Origin of the sequence: Sphingobacterium sp. lm-10 (assembly GCF_023554555.1) — a bacterium.
Classification (GTDB): domain Bacteria; phylum Bacteroidota; class Bacteroidia; order Sphingobacteriales; family Sphingobacteriaceae; genus Sphingobacterium.
In genome coordinates, this window is sequence record NZ_JAMJWC010000001.1 from 223,989 (window position 1) to 242,275 (window position 18,287).

The 18,287-nt window shown below is 41.9% G+C and carries 15 protein-coding genes; 11 read left to right on the forward strand and 4 right to left on the reverse strand.

Features of this window, described 5'->3' with window-relative positions; translation table 11 throughout:
• Positions 1–5: 5 nt before the first annotated feature.
• Positions 6–524, reverse strand: a complete 519-nt coding sequence (locus M8998_RS00935; RefSeq protein ID WP_249990102.1) for a hypothetical protein — start codon at positions 522–524, stop codon at positions 6–8.
• Between the two features lie 115 nt (positions 525–639).
• Here M8998_RS00935 and M8998_RS00940 point away from each other — a divergent pair, with 115 nt between their 5' ends.
• The 4 genes from M8998_RS00940 to infB all read left to right on the forward strand — a co-directional run bounded on the left by M8998_RS00940 (position 640) and on the right by infB (position 7,820).
• Positions 640–2,907, forward strand: a complete 2,268-nt coding sequence (locus M8998_RS00940) for a S9 family peptidase (RefSeq protein WP_249990103.1) — start codon at positions 640–642, stop codon at positions 2,905–2,907.
• 107 nt (positions 2,908–3,014) lie between these two features.
• Complete coding sequence (rimP, locus tag M8998_RS00945) at positions 3,015–3,479, forward strand: ribosome assembly cofactor RimP (protein WP_249990104.1); 465 nt, start codon at positions 3,015–3,017, stop codon at positions 3,477–3,479.
• Between the two features lie 2 nt (positions 3,480–3,481).
• Positions 3,482–4,720: a transcription termination factor NusA gene (gene nusA / locus M8998_RS00950; protein WP_249990105.1), complete on the forward strand. Its 1,239-nt coding sequence runs from the start codon at positions 3,482–3,484 to the stop codon at positions 4,718–4,720.
• Positions 4,721–4,823: 103 nt separating this feature from the next.
• Positions 4,824–7,820 carry a translation initiation factor IF-2 gene (gene infB / locus M8998_RS00955; protein ID WP_249990106.1) on the forward strand — a complete coding sequence of 999 codons (2,997 nt, stop codon included), beginning with the start codon at positions 4,824–4,826 and terminating at the stop codon, positions 7,818–7,820.
• A gap of 227 nt (positions 7,821–8,047) precedes the next feature.
• On the opposite strand, the gene M8998_RS00960 is transcribed toward infB, so the two are convergent.
• A complete protein-coding gene (locus tag M8998_RS00960) occupies positions 8,048–9,472 on the reverse strand; it encodes a glycoside hydrolase family 125 protein (RefSeq protein WP_249990107.1) in 1,425 nt (474 codons plus the stop codon).
• Between the two features lie 200 nt (positions 9,473–9,672).
• Here M8998_RS00960 and M8998_RS00965 point away from each other — a divergent pair, with 200 nt between their 5' ends.
• Both M8998_RS00965 and aroQ read left to right on the forward strand, forming a co-directional pair.
• Positions 9,673–11,298: a gliding motility protein RemB gene (locus M8998_RS00965; protein WP_249990108.1), complete on the forward strand. Its 1,626-nt coding sequence runs from the start codon at positions 9,673–9,675 to the stop codon at positions 11,296–11,298.
• A 45-nt stretch (positions 11,299–11,343) separates the two neighbouring features.
• The gene (gene aroQ / locus M8998_RS00970; RefSeq protein ID WP_249990109.1) at positions 11,344–11,763 is read left to right on the forward strand and encodes a type II 3-dehydroquinate dehydratase; all 420 of its coding nucleotides are present in this window, start codon (positions 11,344–11,346) and stop codon (positions 11,761–11,763) included.
• 11 nt (positions 11,764–11,774) lie between these two features.
• Here the strand turns inward: aroQ and M8998_RS00975 are convergent, their stop codons facing one another.
• Both M8998_RS00975 and lgt read right to left on the reverse strand, forming a co-directional pair.
• Positions 11,775–12,989 (reverse strand): multidrug effflux MFS transporter, encoded by a 1,215-nt coding sequence (locus M8998_RS00975; protein WP_249990110.1) that lies wholly within the window; start codon positions 12,987–12,989, stop codon positions 11,775–11,777.
• Between the two features lie 69 nt (positions 12,990–13,058).
• A complete protein-coding gene (lgt, locus tag M8998_RS00980) occupies positions 13,059–13,883 on the reverse strand; it encodes a prolipoprotein diacylglyceryl transferase (protein WP_249990111.1) in 825 nt (274 codons plus the stop codon).
• A gap of 94 nt (positions 13,884–13,977) precedes the next feature.
• Here lgt and M8998_RS00985 point away from each other — a divergent pair, with 94 nt between their 5' ends.
• The 5 genes from M8998_RS00985 to M8998_RS01005 all read left to right on the forward strand — a co-directional run bounded on the left by M8998_RS00985 (position 13,978) and on the right by M8998_RS01005 (position 18,211).
• Positions 13,978–15,093, forward strand: coding sequence for a M42 family metallopeptidase (locus tag M8998_RS00985; protein WP_249990112.1), 1,116 nt, complete (start codon positions 13,978–13,980; stop codon positions 15,091–15,093).
• A 33-nt stretch (positions 15,094–15,126) separates the two neighbouring features.
• Positions 15,127–15,450, forward strand: a complete 324-nt coding sequence (locus M8998_RS00990) for a DUF3467 domain-containing protein (RefSeq protein ID WP_249990113.1) — start codon at positions 15,127–15,129, stop codon at positions 15,448–15,450.
• Positions 15,451–15,573: 123 nt separating this feature from the next.
• Positions 15,574–17,085 carry a carbon-nitrogen hydrolase family protein gene (locus tag M8998_RS00995; protein ID WP_249990114.1) on the forward strand — a complete coding sequence of 504 codons (1,512 nt, stop codon included), beginning with the start codon at positions 15,574–15,576 and terminating at the stop codon, positions 17,083–17,085.
• A gap of 74 nt (positions 17,086–17,159) precedes the next feature.
• Positions 17,160–17,525 (forward strand): dihydroneopterin aldolase, encoded by a 366-nt coding sequence (folB, locus tag M8998_RS01000; RefSeq protein WP_249990115.1) that lies wholly within the window; start codon positions 17,160–17,162, stop codon positions 17,523–17,525.
• A gap of 506 nt (positions 17,526–18,031) precedes the next feature.
• A complete protein-coding gene (locus tag M8998_RS01005) occupies positions 18,032–18,211 on the forward strand; it encodes a hypothetical protein (RefSeq protein WP_249990116.1) in 180 nt (59 codons plus the stop codon).
• The last annotated feature ends 76 nt before the right edge of the window (positions 18,212–18,287 follow it).

An 18,287-nucleotide genomic window follows, 5' to 3' on the forward strand; every position in this document is an offset into this window, starting at 1 on the left:
AAAATCTAATCTACTCGATCCAGCACCACAGAAGCCTCGTATTTTTTATTGACGACCAAAATCAACGCGGGTTGCGAAATGTATTGCTGGCGCTCGCCGACCACTACTGCATAGCGAAATTTAAGTTCGCCGGTATGCTGCTGACGTAGGTCCATGGGTTCTATGGTAGTAGCGAAATCGGATTGATCGAGCACAATAGCAATGACGAATTGCTGATTGAAATCAATAGGCGTAGGCTTGCCCTGCTCACCCATTAACGTCGCGTTGCCAAAGACGTGATCGAACGCTTCTTGGGTGGTGATTTTAGGGTCTTCAGGTGTTTTTGCATCATTCAATACGAAGTAATTCTGAGCAATAGCAAAAGGCACGTCAGTGAGTATAGTGCCGTCATGCTTTTCAGTCAATAAGTCCATGCTATCGGGATCATTATGATCGCGCCTCTGTTCTATGCTCTGACAGCTGCAAACGATTGTAGCTAAGCCGAAAACTAGCAGGTATACAGTTAACCTTATTGGATGCTTCATAGAAATTATACTTTTCTGTCTCTTTAAAACTGTTTATAGGTAAAAAAGTTTTTTGGTAATTAATTGTAACAAAAGATGTAATAGGACTACTAATAGTAAAAAACCATTTTTAACAATGAAAAGAAGCCTATTTTCACTCATATTCGTAATTTTGGGTATGACGAATACTTTTGCGCAAATCGCAGGTGATTGGAAGGGAAAATTAGATGTTCAGGGAATGAGCCTGGAGTTAATCTTCCATATTACAGAAACTCCTGACGGAATCTCCGCTACTTTAGATGTGCCGATGCAGGGAGCCAGTGGCTTACCGCTATCTCCTGCCAAATTTGAAAACAATACGTTATCTGTGGCTATGGAGCAGGCCGGAATTAAATATGAAGGCGTGTTGGAGCAAGGCAAAATTACGGGAACTTTTTCCCAGGCCGGTATGGATATGCCGTTAGTACTGGAAAAAACTACCATTACCAAGCCTGGGGATACGACCTTGGTATCTAGTCAAGAAGAGATAGATGCTTTGATCGCTTTAGACGAAGGAGATTTTACTTATGGCGTTAAAGATTATTTTGCGAAGCCCATTACTTCTGGTTTTCAGCTTTCGCCAAACGGTAAATACCTTTTATACAGAGAAAAGGATCAAAACAATAAGCGACACGTGATGATCAAAGAGGTCGCTACAGGCAACGTAGTACGCGCAATTGAAGAGAAAGACGAATTGATCCGTGGTACAGGTTGGGTAAATGACGAGCGGTTAATTTATGTGATGGATGAAGGTGGAAATGAAAATTATCACCTTTTCGCGATCAATATAGATGGTACCAACAGTATTGATTTAACCCCTTTCGAAGGCGTACAAGCTAGTATCCTAAACATGCTCAAAGAGCAAAAGGACTTCATCATTGTTCAGATGAATAAGGATAATAAACAAGTCTTTGAGCCTTATCGAGTAAATGTGAATACAGGTGATCTAGAAAAGCTGTTTACGAACGACGATCCCGAGAATGCGATTGTAGGATATGATTTCGACAAGGAAGGCGTGTTACGAGGTTATGCCAAAATGCTGAACGGAACACAGACAGAATATTATTTTAAGGCTGCTGGAGCAACAGATTTTGAGAAAAAACATACCGGAAGATGGGATGATTCTTTCAGTATCGTGTCGTTCAATTATGCTTCTGATAACAAGGATGAGGCGTACGTGATTTCCAACCTTACATCAGACCGTGCACGTATTGTGTTGTATGATCTAAAAAAGAATGCGGAAGTCCGGGAAATCTTTGCACACGATAGTTTTGACGCCAACTTGATCTCTTTATCCAGGAAGCGTAACTGGGAAATCGACTTTGTAGGATATGAAGGAGAAAAGGTAGAGATAAAACCAATCAGTGAAACGTTTAAGAAAATCTATGCTAATCTGGAAAAGCAATTTCCAGGCTATGAATTTAGTGTGGTGGGCAAAACGGATAATGAAGATCAATTGCTGATCATCGTTCAGAGCGACAAATTATACGGCAAATACTATAACTACGATGCCGCTTCTGGTAAAACTACCTTATTAGTAGATCTGATGCCGCAATTGAAAGAGAACGATATGGCCGAGATGCGTCCTATACAGTTCACTTCCAGAGACGGATTGACTATTCACGGATACATCACGCTTCCTAAAGCAGCTATTGACGGAGAAAAAGTACCATTAATTGTCAATCCACACGGTGGGCCACAAGGCGTGCGTGATAGCTGGGGATTCAACCCGGAAACGCAACTTTTCGCGAGTCGTGGATATGCTACTTTACAGGTCAACTTTCGGGTGTCTGGAGGTTACGGTAAAGAATTTTTACGCGCGGGATTCAAACAAGTAGGGCGTAAAGCGATGGACGACGTAGAGGATGGTATTCAATATGCGATTGAGCAGGGTTGGGTAGATAAAGATAATATCGCCATCTATGGCGGAAGTCATGGTGGTTATGCGGTGCTACGTGGTTTGACTAAGACGCCAGAGTTGTATAAAGCAGGAGTAGATTACGTAGGCGTGTCTAATATCTTTACATTGATGAGCTCTATTCCAGAGTATTGGAAGCCCTACAAAGACATGTTGTACGAAATCTGGTACGACTTGGACGATGAGAAAGAAGCGGCTATCGCCAAGGAGGTGTCGCCTATCTTCCATATCGATAAGATCCAAGCACCTCTATTTGTCGTGCAAGGAGCGAATGATCCGAGGGTCAAGATTGCCGAGGCAGATCAGATTGTAAAAGCTTTGCGTGAAAAAGGAGTGGATGTGCCTTATATGGTGAAGTATGATGAGGGACATGGTTTCGGAAAAGAAGAAAATCAAATTCAATTCTATAAAGCGATGATGGGCTTCTTCGGGAAGCACCTTCACTAATCTTTAATCCATTAGTTTGTATTTCAAATAATATTAGTATCTTTGTACATCTGAGAGGAAGGGGGCATCATTTGCCCCCTTTTTTTAATTCAAATTGTGAATCATTTATGCAGGTAGAGCAACGGGTACGGGAGCTGGTTGAGGAAAAAATTGCGGATCGGGAAGACTTATTTATCGTTCGTATTAAGATGCAAAGCAATGGTGTTTTGTCTATCTTAGTAGACGGTGATCAAGGCCTGCCTATTGAAGATTGTGCGCAAATTAGTCGCCACGTAGGCTATCATTTGGAGGAAGAAAATGTACTTGACCAAGCCTATCGTTTGGAAGTATCTTCTCCAGGAGTTGATTATCCGTTGGAGTTGTTGCGTCAATATCAGAAAAATGTAGGTCGTCAAGTGAAGATTACTTTGCAAGACGGTACCCAAAAGGAAGGTAAGCTCGTGGCTGCATCCGATACAGTCGTCGTGTTGACTGAAAAGGTAAAAGAAAAAGGAAAGAAAGCGCAGGAAGAAGAGCGTGAGATTCCATTCACAGATATAAAGGAGACTAAGGTGTTAATTTCATTTAAATAAAAATGAGCAGCGATATTAATTTAATTGACTCGTTTCAGGAGTTTAAAGATTTCAAGAATATTGATCGTCCGACGGTCATCACCGTATTGGAAGAGGTATTCCGCAGTATGATTCGTAAACGCTTTGGCACTGACGAAAATGTCGATGTCATCGTTAACCCTGATAATGGGGATTTGGAGATCTGGCGTACCCGCACCGTGATGGAGGATGGCTTTTCTGAAGATGATGATCTGGAGATCGAATTGAAAGAAGCCCATACTTATGATCCTGATTTAGAGGTAGGGGATGATTATATTGAGCAGATTACGCTGGAAAGTTTCGGTCGTAGAGCAATTTTGGCAGCTCGTCAGACTTTAGTTTCTAAAGTATTAGAACTAGAGAAAGATGAGGTATTCAAAAAATACAAAGACCGTGAAGGCGAGTTGGTAATCGGTGAGGTATACCAGATCTGGAAAAAAGAAATCTTGGTGTTGGATGAGGATGGCAATGAACTAATCATGCCGAAAACTGAGCAAATCCCTGCGGATTACTTCAAAAAAGGAGATAATATCCGTGCGGTAGTGCACAAAGTAGATATGATGAATAATAATCCAAAAATCATCATATCTCGTACAGCACCAGAATTTTTGCAACGCCTATTCGAACTGGAAGTACCAGAGATTTTTGATGGCTTAATTACCATCAAAAAAATTGTTCGTGAACCAGGAGAGCGTGCCAAAGTAGCGGTAGAGTCTTACGATGATCGTATTGATCCGGTAGGAGCTTGTGTTGGTATGAAAGGTTCACGTATTCATGGTATCGTTCGCGAATTGCGTAACGAGAATATTGACGTAATTAATTTTACCACCAACAGTTCACTTTACATCACACGTGCATTAAGCCCTGCGCGTATTAGCTCTATTAAGTTGAGCGATGAAGATTCTACGGCAGCAGTATACCTGAAACCAGATCAAGTATCCCTAGCAATCGGTCGTGGTGGTCACAACATTAAATTGGCGGGCAAACTGACAGGATACGAGATCGATGTATATAGAGAGAATGATGAGGTTGATGAGGATGTCGATATCGAAGAATTCTCTGACGAAATTGATAGCTGGATCATCGACGAATTAAAACGCGTTGGTTTAGATACCGCGAAATCAGTATTGTCACTGTCTCAGGAAGAGTTAGTACGCCGTACCGACCTGGAGGAAGATACTATCCAGGAGATTGTACGCATTCTGCAAGCAGAATTCGAATAATACACTCAGCAAGCACGGCAAGACTATTTTTCATTAAAATGTTAAATAGGTGTAAAAAAAATATATTTTTGTAGTATCATATTTTATAGCGAGTATAAGTTAGATGACAGAAGGTAAGAGCATTAATTTGCTGAAAGCAGCAAAAGAACTAAATATTGGGATCGGTACAGCCGTGGACTTCTTGGTGAAGAAAGGGTTTGACGTAGAGTCAAAACCTAGCACGAAGCTGGGTCCAGATATGTATGCAGTTCTTTTGAAAGAGTTTCAGGGAGATAAAATAGTAAAAGACGAAGCAAAACAAATCGTAATCGGAAAGATTCGCCGTGATGAAACTCCTGTTGCCAATCAGTCTGAAACTACTGTCGACGCTACTGATGACCGCGAAAATAAAGCGGAAGCCGACCAGGAGCCAGCCGCAAAGCAGGCACCTGTGGAGCCCGTAATTGAACAACAGCAAGAACAGCCTAAAGAAGAAGGAAAGAGCCCACTGAAAGTAGTTGGTAAAATTGATTTGGACAGCCTTAAGAAAGGTAAACCGACGCCAAAAGCGGAGCAGCCCGTGAAAGTGGAGCCGAAGGCTGAGCCTGTCGTCACTCCTCCAGTAGTAGAAGAGGTGAAGAAAGAGGAGCCTGTAGTCGTGGCAAAACCTCAACCAGAAGCTCCGAAACAAGAAACACCGCGCGAGCCGCAAGCAGAACAAAAGCCGGTTGAAAAACCAGTGGAAGCAACTGAAGCAAAAAAAACCGAAGAAAAACAGCCTGAAGTTATGAAAGAACAGCCGGCGGAGAAGAAAGACGAGACCAAACCTCCTGTCAAAGCTCCGGATGCTAGTAATGATGTCATTCGTGGTAGATCAACCACTTTATCGGGACCTAAGGTCATCGGTAAAATCGATCTTCCCGTGTTTAAATCGAATAAACCGGTTGCTTCTTCATCTGATGCCGCAAACAACGACAGCAGACGCAAACGCAAACGTACAAGTACACCTAATAATAATACTAGACCAGGTCAAACAACTCCGGGTGCTACAGGCGATCAACAAAATCGTCCTGGAGGCGGTCCGAATGATCGTAATAGAACAGGTGGTGGACCTGGCCGTCCGGGAGATCGTAACCATCCGGGCAACAGAGGTCGCCATGATAACCGTGGTAGAGGAACAGGGCCGCAAACGCCAAAAGAGGAGCCTACTGAAAAAGATATCCAGGATCAAATCAAAGCGACATTAGCGCGCTTGAGTGGTGCCGGTAAGTCTGGTAAATTTGCTCAACGTGCTAAATTACGTCGTCAGAAGAGAGATGATGTGGCATTATCTGCCGAAGAGGCAGCAATGGAGCAGGAAGCACAATCGAGAATACTTCGTGTTACGGAGTTTGTAACTGCAAATGAGCTGGCCAACTTGATGGATGTTTCGGTTACGCAGGTAATCTCCACTTGTATGAGCTTAGGTATGTTCGTGTCGATCAACCAAAGACTGGATGCGGAAACCTTAACTATCGTGGCGGATGAGTTTGGCTATGAAATAGAATTTATTAAGCCAGAGGATGAGGAAACCAGTGACCTGGAACAGGCCGACACTGAGGCAAATCTAGTATCCAGAGCGCCGATTGTTACCGTAATGGGTCACGTGGATCACGGTAAGACATCTTTATTGGATTATATCCGGAAGGCAAATGTAACGGGTGGTGAAGCCGGAGGTATTACGCAGCACATTGGTGCTTATGCCGTAAAACTAGAAGACGGTCGTCGCATAACATTTTTAGATACACCAGGTCACGAAGCCTTTACCGCGATGCGTGCACGTGGTGCGAAGGTTACCGATATTGTTATTATCGTTATTGCAGCAGACGATGCCGTGATGCCGCAAACCAAAGAGGCGATTAACCACGCGCAAGCGGCAGGTGTGCCTATTGTGTTTGCTTTTACGAAAGTCGATAAAGCGGGATCGAATCCGGATCGTATCCGTGAGCAACTTTCCGCTATGAATATTCTTGTCGAAGAATGGGGTGGTAAATACCAGGCTCAGGAAATCTCGGCAAAAACAGGTGACAACGTAGAGTTGTTACTGGAAAAAGTATTATTAGAAGCGGAATTATTAGATCTGAAAGCCGATCCTAAGAAACGTGCTGTCGGTTCTGTAATCGAAGCCGCTTTGGATAAAGGACGTGGTATCGTTACTACTGTATTGATACAAGGTGGTACTTTACGTGTTGGAGATGCGATCTTAGCGGGTTCACATTCTGGTAAGGTGAAAGCCCTAACCAATGAACGTGGCGAGCGCGTAAAAGAAGCGGGACCAGCTACTCCAGTACAGATTTTGGGTATGGGTGGAGCGCCTACGGCGGGAGATAAATTCTACGCCATGGAAAGCGAGCCAGAAGCCAGACAGGTTGCCAACAAGCGTCTACAATTACAACGCGAGCAAGGAATGCGTGCTACTAAGCACATTACGTTGGATGAGATCGGTCGTCGTTTAGCGATTGGTAACTTCAAGGAGCTTAACTTAATCGTGAAAGGTGATGTGGATGGTTCTATTGAGGCATTATCTGACTCCCTATTGAAGTTGTCTACCGACGAGATTCAAGTGAATATCATTCACAAGTCGGTGGGTGCTATTTCTGAGTCAGACGTATTATTAGCGTCTGCATCTGATGCGATCATCATTGGTTTCCAAGTACGTCCTACACAAGGATCACGTAAATTGGCGGAGCAAGAGCAAATCGATATTAGATTGTACTCTATCATCTACGATGCGATCGACGAGATTAAATCTGCGATGGAAGGTATGTTGGCGCCGAAATTCGAAGAGAAGATTGTGGCTAACGTGGAAATTCGCGAAACCTTCAAAATCTCTAAAGTGGGTACCATTGCCGGATGTATGGTCTTGGAAGGTAAGATCAATAGAAACAATGATATCCGCGTGATTCGTGAAGGAGTCGTAATCCATACGGGTAAGCTAGCTTCCTTGAAGCGTTTCAAAGACGATGTGAAAGAAGTAACGTTCGGATACGAATGTGGACTTAACATCGATCGCTTTAACGATATTCAACAAGGTGATATTGTAGAAGCTTACGAACAAGTAGAAGTAAAACGTAAGTTGTAATCCAGATATCCTCTTCGTAGAAGATAGATACAACACAACGAATTATAAAAATGAGGTAAAGTCCTGACGTGTTTTATACATGTCAGGACTTTTTTCTTTAAAGCACTGTCTTCCTTAAAAAAGAAGAGCCACCTTTCAAGGGTGGCTCTTCTGTAAACTTAAAAAAATGTGTAGAGTAAAATTTTACATGTTATGGATGCATGCTTATTACTTTACACAGCTTTTGATTACACTAGCAAGCTTGGTTTTTCTTGGTATGTTTTCCAAAGTAATTCTCCAAACAAGGTGTTTGTCCAGGCAAACCAATGGCGTGTGAAGTTTTTAGGATCATCTTTGTGAAAGGCCTCATGCATAAATCCGGTGTCACCATGTGTTTTTTTCAAGGTTTGGATACATGTTCTGATTTCCGCATCGTCCGAAGATGTCATAGCGCGCATGATGATTGCCATTGGCCAGATCATATCACGACCAATATGTGGACCACCAATTCCCTCCGCAGCGGTACCTTTGAAGAAGAAAGGATTCTCTTCTGATAGAATAAATTTGCGAGTTCGCTGATACACTTCATCATTTTTATCAATAGCACCTAAGTACGGCAAAGACAATAAGCTTGGAACGTTGGCATCATCCATCATCATGTAGCTACCATAACCATCGACTTCAAACGCATATACGCGTCCGTGAGTAGGATGGTCAATAATGCCATATTTATTAACCGCTTCTTCCACTTCATTGGCCAACGCTTCCATTTTCTGCGCTAGGTCCGTGTTATTTTTCACTTTTTTCAAGATCTCAGCAGACTGTCTCAAACTTACAATGGCAAACAAATTAGATGGAATTAAGAAGGGCAACATCGTACAATCATCCGAAGGGCGGAAGCTGGAACAGATTAGACCCACTGGCTTCACCGGATATCCCCATCCATCAACTTGTAGTGTATCCGTACCTCGAGGTGTGGTACGCATAAAGTTATATGGACCCAAACTTTCTTTACGCTGTTGTTCCACGAAAGTCTTGTAGATGTTTTCTTGTGCTTGTACCCATTCCGCATCGAAAGGAGACGTATCTTTCGTCTCTTCCCAATAAGCGTGTGCTAGACGAACCGGATAACATAGAGAATCAATTTCCCACTTACGCTCATGTATACCTGGCTTCATCTCCGTGTGATCTGAAAACCATTCGCCTTCTTTAGTTGGATCGTTGTAGAAAGCATTGGCATACGGATCGATATTAATACATTTCGCCTGTTTGTTGATCAATCCGACAATCAGGTTTTGCAGGCTTTTATCCTTTTTCATAAAAGGCAAATACGGCCACACTTGCGCACTACTGTCGCGTAGCCACATCGCATCGATATCACCTGTAATCACATAAGTCAGCTTCTGTGTCGCCGTTGACTCATCGTATATGGTGGTATCGAGGGTGTTTGGAAAGCAGTTGTGAAACAACCAACCCAATTCCTTATCGGCTACTTTGCCTTGGAATTCTTTAATAATATTTTCGATCACTTTGCTTTTAAAGTGCCTGTCTTTCTCAGCAACTCTGACTACCGGATAGGAGGAGGATAATCCGTCGGAGGCAAGTGAAAACTTGCTTGCCAACATGCCTGCGCTCAAAAGAGCAGAATTCTGAATAAAGGTTCTACGCTTCATGCTATTGTGTATTATAGGTGTTTTAGTTTATTATTGTGAGCTCCAATATACATATTTTATACAAAATAGCATTAATAAAAACGTTTTAGCCTAGCTCTTCCTTTGATCATATCCTGATATAGATCATATCAATAGGATGAGTAGCTATTTCGGTACAAAAATTGCGTTCTGCATTAAAAATTTTGTCTAATTTCGTGGTTATGAAGATTTCTCATGGTTTGATCCTTGCGCTAGGGTGTTTAGGGCTAGCTCTTCCAGCTCGGGCGCAGATAGATTACTTGCCTTATTCCTATTCCTTATATCAGCAATATGGAGAAGTGCTCTATGGGCCATATAGCCGTGAGTTTACCACCGTAAAACCCCTATTGCTGAAAAATCGATTGTTCGCGGCACACGATTCTATTACTAATCTGCATCGTAGTACCTCCGCCAATTGGTTTGCCAGAAAGCTATTCAATGAGCATTTAGTGGAAGCTCAAGGAGAAGACTATCGTTTCTACGCCGATTTCATTCCGGATTTGATGATTGGATCAGATTTACGCGCATCCGATAGGCAAAATGTCTGGTTGGGCTCTAAAGGGATACAAGCGGGCTTGAATATCAAAGATAAATTTGTATTTTATGGAAACCTGATTGATAATCGTGCCGTGTTCCCTAATTACTTAACAGATTATATTAATACGAATGAAGTGGTGCCAGGGCAGGGCGTAGTCCGACACAGGAATGGAGATAGAAAAGCTTGGCTTTTTGCGACAGCCAATGCAACGTACGCTTTTGGTGATTATTTTCAGGCATCGGTAGGTTACGATCGTAACCATATTGGAGATGGTTACCGTTCCGTATTATTGTCCGATTTTTCTTCCAATTACGCGCAGCTTCGCCTTACGGGTACCATTGGCAATGTTCGATACACCTCTGTTTGGGCGTACATGAATGATCCGCGCACGGCAAGGATTGACTCTTTGAATAGCGGTGCGCAATTTGGAGATGGTAAGAAATGGGGTGCTTTCCAGTATTTAGATTACAATGTTTCGAATCGATTGTCTGTCGGTTTTTTTCAGGCAGTCATATGGGCCAATCGAAATCAGGCCGGATATCGAGGATTTGATTTCAACTATGCTATTCCGGTTAACTTCCTTCGCCCGATCGAATCTAATAATTCTTCTTCCCCAGACAAGATGTTTTTGGGTTTGAATGCGAAGTATAAAACCTGGCAGAACATCACTTTATATAGCCAGTTTTTACTAGGTGAATTTACAGGGAGTGAGTTTTTTGCCGGAAACGGGTATATCCATAATAAGTGGGCAGCGCAGTTGGGTGCCAGAGGATATCATATGTTTGGTGTGCGCAATCTCAGTTTGTTGGCAGAATATAATTTGGCTCGCCCGTACACCTATCAGCATTTTGTCTCGATTTCTAATTACAGTAACAATGCCGAGCCTTTGGCACATCCACGCGGAGCTAATTTTCGTGAAGTGGTGGGTATTGCTAACTATTCTTGGAAAAGATTTCATTTTGCGCTGCAGGGCATGTATAGCTTATATGGTACCGACCCGGGCGATGGTACAAGCTACGGAGGAGATATTTTCGAGTCATACGAAAACTATCCAAATTGGTATGGGAATAGCATCGGACAAGGTATTCGTAACGACCTTTATTTTGCAGATATGCGCGCTTCTTATGTACTCAATCCTACGTACAATCTGCGCTTTGAAGTAGGTTATACCCATCGGCAACAAAATATTGCTGATCGGCCATCTGTACGTACCGGAGTGATATCGGTCGGCTTGCGGTCCACCTTCCGACCATTTTATGGAGATATATAAGCTTACTTAAGCGCTTGCTACCCAAAAAAATCGACATTATTATTCATGAAGAAAATAGCATTAATAAACGGTCCCAACCTCAACCTTTTAGGAGTACGGGAAAAGAGTATTTATGGAGATCAGGATTTTATATCCTTCTTCAATGAACTAAAAGAAGAGTTTCCCGATGTGGATCTTACCTATTTTCAGGCTAATGGCGAAGGTGCCATCATCGATGAAATACATAGGGTAGGATTTGAATGGGACGGTATCGTCCTTAATGCGGGCGCTTACACACATACCTCTGTTGCGATTGCAGATGCGATTGCAGCCGTAACTACTCCTGTGATTGAGGTACACATTTCCAATGTGCATCAGCGGGAAGAGTTCAGACAGCACTCTTTTCTTTCAGCACATTGCAAAGGCGTGATTTTGGGTTTTGGCCTAAATAGTTACCGTTTGGGAATTTTAAGTTTAATGTTGTAATTCCTACAACATTAAACTCTTGCTCTGCGTTTGTTGAATTTCGGCAAAAACAGATAGATCAAAAAGCTGGTCATTGCACCAAAACACATAACACCGACCATCGGTAATTGGGTGCCATTATGAAAGTGGCTCACCATAGCAGAAGCAGCTGCCCCTAAAGCCATCTGTATACAACCTAATAGGGCAGAAGCACTACCGGCTAAGCGATCAAAAGGTGCCAAGGCCATAGCAGATGTGTTGGGGAAAATAAATCCCTGTGCGCACAGAAACAAACAGATTAATGCTAAAAGACTAACCAGATTGAGTATCCCTGTCAGTGCAAATACGACCAGAAGCACGCCGGAGGCTGCCTGGAAATAGCTCGCCTTTTTAGATATTTCTTCACTAGTGAATTTGTTGAGTAATACCCTGTTAAATTGTGTAGCCACAATCAAACAAGACGCCACCATCGCGAAGGCAATGCCGTATTGCGACTCACTCAGGCCATGTAGTGTTTGTAAAACGAAGGGAGATCCCGATAGGTACGCATACAATCCGCTCGCCGCGAATCCACCCACCATCGCGTACAACAGAAATACAGGGGTTTTAAAAACGGACCAGTAGCCATTTAATATATCTTTCGGGTAAAGAGACATCTGGCGGTTGCCTTTGTAGGATTCAGGTAGAATAAAAATAACCGCGAGCAAAATCAAAGTCGCCAAAGCGGTCAGAATTAAAAAGATAATGTGCCAATCAAAATGCGCTAGCACAAATGCACCAACACTCGGCGCAATAATTGGAGAAATTCCTATCACGAGCATGAGCATGCTGAATACCTTGGCGCCTTCTCTAGGATCAAAATAATCTCGCACCATGGCTCTCGAAGCGACCATGCCGGAGCAGCTTCCTAAAGCTTGTAAAAAGCGGAATACAATCAGGTGGTCTGCATCTTCGGTATAAGCACACATAATGGAAGCCAATATATAAATGCCCAAACCAACGAACAATGGCTTTTTGCGACCGAATTTATCCAACAAAGGTCCATATATGATCTGACCTATCGCAATCCCAACAAAAAATGCCGTTAGCGAAAGTTGCACTTTTTCTATGGAAGTATCGAAATCCAGCGCTATGGTATCAAAAGCGGGCAAATACATATCTATAGAAAAAGGACCGATGGCGGAAAGTAGACCTAAAATGAGCAAGATGGCAAAACGCCTAGGTTTGGAAAGAGAATTAAATTGCATATATAAATACGTGTCTTGAAAAAAGGTAAAAGAAAAAGCCCTTCGTGATAGTGGGAAGGGCTTCTATATTTAGCGCGTTACCGGTGTGGTTTTTCGCAGTAATAAGTAGAGCCCTACCAGGATAAATGGGATACTTAGGATCTGTCCCATGTTTAACAGCATGCCTTGCTCGAAGGCGACCTGATCGATTTTGAAATATTCGAGTACCAGTCGGGATCCAAATAAAAGAATAAGTAGTGTTCCGAATAATTTGCCAGGAGTTGGATGTTGATTTTTTTGATACATCATCCACATGATACCGAAAGAGATCAGATAAGCAATCGCTTCATACAGCTGAGCCGGATGCCTAGGTACGCTATCCACCTGTTGGAAGATGATGGCCCAAGGCATATCCGTAGGATGTCCAATGATTTCGGAATTGAAGAAGTTGCCTAAACGAATAAAGAAGCATGCAATAGGCACTACCAGCACTAAGCGGTCGGTGATCCAGATGAAGTTCATCTTCGTGTTTTTGGCGAATAACCACAAGGCGATTAATATGCCAATGGCACCACCGTGGCTGGCAAGTCCAGTAAAGCCAGTCATCTGCCACTCTCCATTAATTTTTTGAAAAGGAATGAAAATCTCTAAAATATGGTCTTTATAATAAGCGAAGTCATAAAATAAACAATGTCCAATTCGCGCTCCCAATAGCGTACCAACGAAAATGTAGATGGTCAGTTTGTCCAGTAACTCTTGGGATTTCCCTTCACGCATGAAGACTTTGTACATGAAAAAATACGAAGCCGCAAAAGCCAGAAGCCAACACAAAGAATAATACCTTAAACCGAAGGATCCTATACTAAATATTTCAGGTTCGATATCCCAAACTATGTGAGCCAGAGTAGTTGTCATGCTAATAAATTATGCCATAAAGATAAGCTTTAGTCGGTTAGTTTTTGTCATATCTGTTTGAAATACTTATTTTGCATAGCACAAATTAAGTATTATGAGTAAAAAGAATTCCAAAGACAATAAACACATAAAAGTGGTCAATAAGCAATCATTGACCTTTTTCGAAAGCTATATAAACAATCCATCGCCCACTGGTTTTGAATGGCAAGGACAACGCCTGTGGCTGGATTATCTGGCTCCATACGTAGATGATACGTACATCGACAACTACGGTACCGCAGTCGGAATTATTAATCCAGATGCACCGTACAAAGTAGTGATCGAAGCACATGCCGATGAGATTTCCTGGTTCGTTAATTACATCACCTCGGACGGACTGATTTACGTGATTCGTAATGGAGGATCTGATCATCAGATTGCACCTTCAAAGCGGGTAAACATTCATACGGACAACGGCATTGTCAAAGCTGTATTTGGTTGGCCAGCCATACACACCCGTTCGGGTGAGAAAGAGGACTCGCCTAGTCTGAAAAATATATTTTTGGACTGCGGCTGTACGGCTAAAGAAGAAGTAGAAGAATTAGGAATTCACGTCGGCAGCGTTGTCACATACGAAGACGAATTTATGGTTCTCAATGATCGTTATTACGTAGGCCGTGCCTTAGATAATCGTGCGGGTGGCCTGATGATTGCCGAAGTAGCGCGTTTGCTTAAGGAAAATAACAAAACTTTGCCATTTGGCTTGTACATCGTGAATTCCGTGCAAGAAGAAATTGGTTTGAAGGGAGCCGAGATGATTGCGAACTACATCAAGCCTAATCTCGCTATCGTGACCGATGTAACCCACGACACCACTACGCCGATGATTAATAAAATCACACAAGGAGAATTGGCCTGTGGCAAGGGACCGGTCGTATCTTACGCACCAGCCGTACAAATCAACCTCAATAAGATGTTGATTGAGGTGGCAAAGCAGCACAATATTCCATTTCAAAGACAGGCATCTTCTCGCATGACGGGTACGGATACAGATGCATTTGCCTACTCCAATGGCGGTGTGCCTTCGGCATTGATCTCTTTACCGTTGCGCTATATGCACACGACAGTCGAGATGATTCACAAGGAAGACGTAGATAATGTCATCCGGTTGATCTATGAAATGGTACTGGCGATTCAGCCGGATCAGGATTTTCGTTCATTTACTAAATAACTTTACGCAGCACATCATATCTTTTCAAGAACTATGAGTAATAATCAAAATAATCCTAATCCAGACGGACAGGAAATCAATATTGAACTTACGGAAGAAGTATCGGAAGGCATCTACTCAAATCTGGCTATTATCACGCATTCGAATACTGAATTTGTCGTAGATTTCGTGCGTATTATGCCTGGGATGCCTAAAGCGAAGGTGAAGTCTAGGATCATATTAACGCCTGAGCATGCGAAGCGACTGTTGTCTGCGTTGCAAGATAATGTCAACCGTTTTGAAGCGCAAAATGGCAAGATCGATTCCCGCGATGTACCCATTCCTTTGAATTTTGGTGGGCCTACAGGACAAGCCTGATCTTGTCATAAACTTATGAATAGGCCCATCACAGGGCCTATTCATTTTCTAATTGTTTACGCCTGGCCAGTGGCAAACAATCTATAATATGCCCTGTTACTACATTGCAATACAGATTACATAATGGATATTAATTTAAGAACCCTGACGAGGAAGGACTATAAAGACCTTAGCGAGTCTATGATTGAAGCTTATGATGGCCATGCTGGAGACGTGTGGACCCGCGCCCATATTAATGACCTAATCGATATGTTTCCTGAAGGACAGATCTGTGTGGAAGTAGACAAAAAGGTCGTAGCTTGTGCACTGTCCATCATCATCAATACGAAAAAAACCAACGTATATGAAAAATATTATGAGATCATAGATGATGGTAAATTTTCGAAACACGATGGAGAAGGAGATACGTTATACGGGATTGAAGTTTTTGTACATTCTGAATACCGTTCACTGCGTCTTGGGCGCAGGTTATATGATGCTCGGAAAGAATTGTGTGAGCAAATGAATCTGAAAAGCATTGTGGCTGGAGGTCGTATTCCTAATTACCACACCTATGCTGCTACCATGAGTCCGCGCATGTATATTGAACGTGTAAAACGTAAGGAGATCTACGATCCGACCCTAACGTTTCAGCTTTCTAATGATTTTCACGTTAAGAAAATTCTTAAACATTATCTGCCGGAAGATGCAGAATCGATGCAATTTGCCACATTGTTGGAGTGGAATAATATCTATTACGAACCCGATGCGAAATCTAACTCCGCTTCCAAGCAGACTATTCGCTTAGGTTTGGTGCAGTGGCAGATGCGCCTTTTCAAAGATGTGAATGAATTTTATGATCAGGTCGAGTTTTTTGTGGATGCGGTAAGTGACTACGGTTCGGATTTTGCGTTATTTCCAGAATTTTTCAATACACCATTGATGAGTCCGTACAACGATATGCCGGAGCGCATGGCAATGGAAAAACTGGCGGAGCTCACCAAAGAGACTGTCGCAAAGATTCAGGAATTTGCAGTGTCGTATAATGTGAATATCATCGCTGGATCTATGCCGATGATGGAGCGCGGGAAGCTTTATAATGCAACGTTCCTTTGTCATCGTAATGGGCAGTTGGATACCTATAAAAAGATACACATCACGCCGAATGAATCCAAATACTATGGTATGGTAGGCGGTAACGAAGTGAAAGTTTTTGATACGGATTGCGGTAAGGTGGGGTTATTGATCTGTTACGACGTAGAATTTCCAGAGTTGGGGCGTATTTTGGCTGATCAAGGCCTGCAAATTCTATTTGTGCCCTTCATGACGGATACGCAAAATGGTTATATGCGCGTACGCGCTTGTGCACAGGCACGTGCTATCGAGAACGAATGTTATGTCGCTATTGCGGGTTCTGTAGGTAACTTGCCTCGCGTAAATAATATGGATATTCAGTATTCTCAATCTGCCGTATTTACACCATCTGATTTTGCCTTTCCCAATAATGCGATAAAAGCAGAGGCTACACCAAATACGGAGATGGTACTCATTGCTGATGTCGATCTATATGCTTTGCGCGACTTACATGAATACGGAACGGTAAAGATTTTAAAGGATCGCCGTAAAGACCTCTATGAAGTCAATTTGCTGAAGTAAGATTTGGAATGGTGGCCATGAATTAGGGATTTCTATGTTTATTAGTATCTTTAGATACACATATCTACTGATTCATGGCAACCATTACGCAAGAAGTAGCAATCAAAGACGCACGTTTTTTTTCTCCCATAGGGTTTTATCCTGAAGAACAGTTATTGGGGAATGAATTCTATGTGGATGTGTCTGTATCATTTCCCTTTGTAAACCCAAATGCAGAGCGCCTAGAAAATACAATTAACTACGAAGAGCTGTATCAAGTAATGTCGGAAGTGATGGCGCCAAAGCGTGAGCTGCTCGAGTCTGCTGCCGAAGATATTTTGAATCGTTTGCTAGAACGATATGCTTCTTTGCAGTATATATCTGTTCGTATCCGAAAGCAAAATCCACCATTCGGAGGAGATATTTCACAATCGGAAGTAAGGTTAGTTTACCAACGCTAATCTCAAATTTTTAAAAAAAATTCCAACAGACACTAGTCTGATTTCCCCATCTGCTTACCACTTACCGTCGTAAAATACGACAAGAATACCTGATGTAAAAGCGCGCCTTATTACACGTTTTTCATTTAATTATTGTTTGGTATTTTATGTCGTAATACGTTAATTTTCATGTTTCGAATTAACATTTAAAGAAATAAAATATCCCTTGTGTATTAATTTTTAAAACACATATATTCTATATATGGCTATATATTAAGAATAATATTCTGTTAAAAGTGAATTTTAAAAAATATATTTATGTCAAACTAACAATTAATAATTTTAAAACATTTTTTAGTTATTTCGATTGTAGACTATAATCTACAATTGAAAATCTAGTATATAAACTTATTAGATATTGATTTTATAGTATCTATGTTTGTACCCACAAAATTGTAAATAAGTTGAATTTATTTTGATAATTAAGTGTGTGATTGTTTGTTTAAGTCATTTAGATTAATAAAAATATGAAGAATAACAATTCTAGAAGAAAATATGTATCTCCAGATATCCAGCTGTCTTTTGTCCAGATGGAATGCTCTATGGCAGCAGGGTCGAATGTTCAGATCGGCGGAGGTAATAATGGTGCGAGACCCGAGATTATGGAGGATGATCCAGAAGAACAATTTTATGACTTCGAGTTTTAATATACTGTAATTCGCGGGGTTCGTGTTTTAGTAATGAAATATGCTGCGTTTGTAAATTTTTGACTAGATATTTTAA

Coding starts and splice junctions, on each gene's coding strand:
- lgt (WP_249990111.1), bottom strand. CDS start 13,883: ATGACAACTACTCTGGCTCACATAGTTTGGGATATCGAACCTGAAATA.
- aroQ (WP_249990109.1), top strand. CDS start 11,344: ATGAAGAAAATAGCATTAATAAACGGTCCCAACCTCAACCTTTTAGGA.
- M8998_RS00960 (WP_249990107.1), bottom strand. CDS start 9,472: ATGAAGCGTAGAACCTTTATTCAGAATTCTGCTCTTTTGAGCGCAGGC.
- rimP (WP_249990104.1), top strand. CDS start 3,015: ATGCAGGTAGAGCAACGGGTACGGGAGCTGGTTGAGGAAAAAATTGCG.
- folB (WP_249990115.1), top strand. CDS start 17,160: ATGGCAACCATTACGCAAGAAGTAGCAATCAAAGACGCACGTTTTTTT.
- M8998_RS00935 (WP_249990102.1), bottom strand. CDS start 524: ATGAAGCATCCAATAAGGTTAACTGTATACCTGCTAGTTTTCGGCTTA.
- M8998_RS00975 (WP_249990110.1), bottom strand. CDS start 12,989: ATGCAATTTAATTCTCTTTCCAAACCTAGGCGTTTTGCCATCTTGCTC.
- nusA (WP_249990105.1), top strand. CDS start 3,482: ATGAGCAGCGATATTAATTTAATTGACTCGTTTCAGGAGTTTAAAGAT.
- M8998_RS00990 (WP_249990113.1), top strand. CDS start 15,127: ATGAGTAATAATCAAAATAATCCTAATCCAGACGGACAGGAAATCAAT.
- M8998_RS00985 (WP_249990112.1), top strand. CDS start 13,978: ATGAGTAAAAAGAATTCCAAAGACAATAAACACATAAAAGTGGTCAAT.
- M8998_RS00940 (WP_249990103.1), top strand. CDS start 640: ATGAAAAGAAGCCTATTTTCACTCATATTCGTAATTTTGGGTATGACG.
- infB (WP_249990106.1), top strand. CDS start 4,824: ATGACAGAAGGTAAGAGCATTAATTTGCTGAAAGCAGCAAAAGAACTA.
- M8998_RS01005 (WP_249990116.1), top strand. CDS start 18,032: ATGAAGAATAACAATTCTAGAAGAAAATATGTATCTCCAGATATCCAG.
- M8998_RS00995 (WP_249990114.1), top strand. CDS start 15,574: ATGGATATTAATTTAAGAACCCTGACGAGGAAGGACTATAAAGACCTT.
- M8998_RS00965 (WP_249990108.1), top strand. CDS start 9,673: ATGAAGATTTCTCATGGTTTGATCCTTGCGCTAGGGTGTTTAGGGCTA.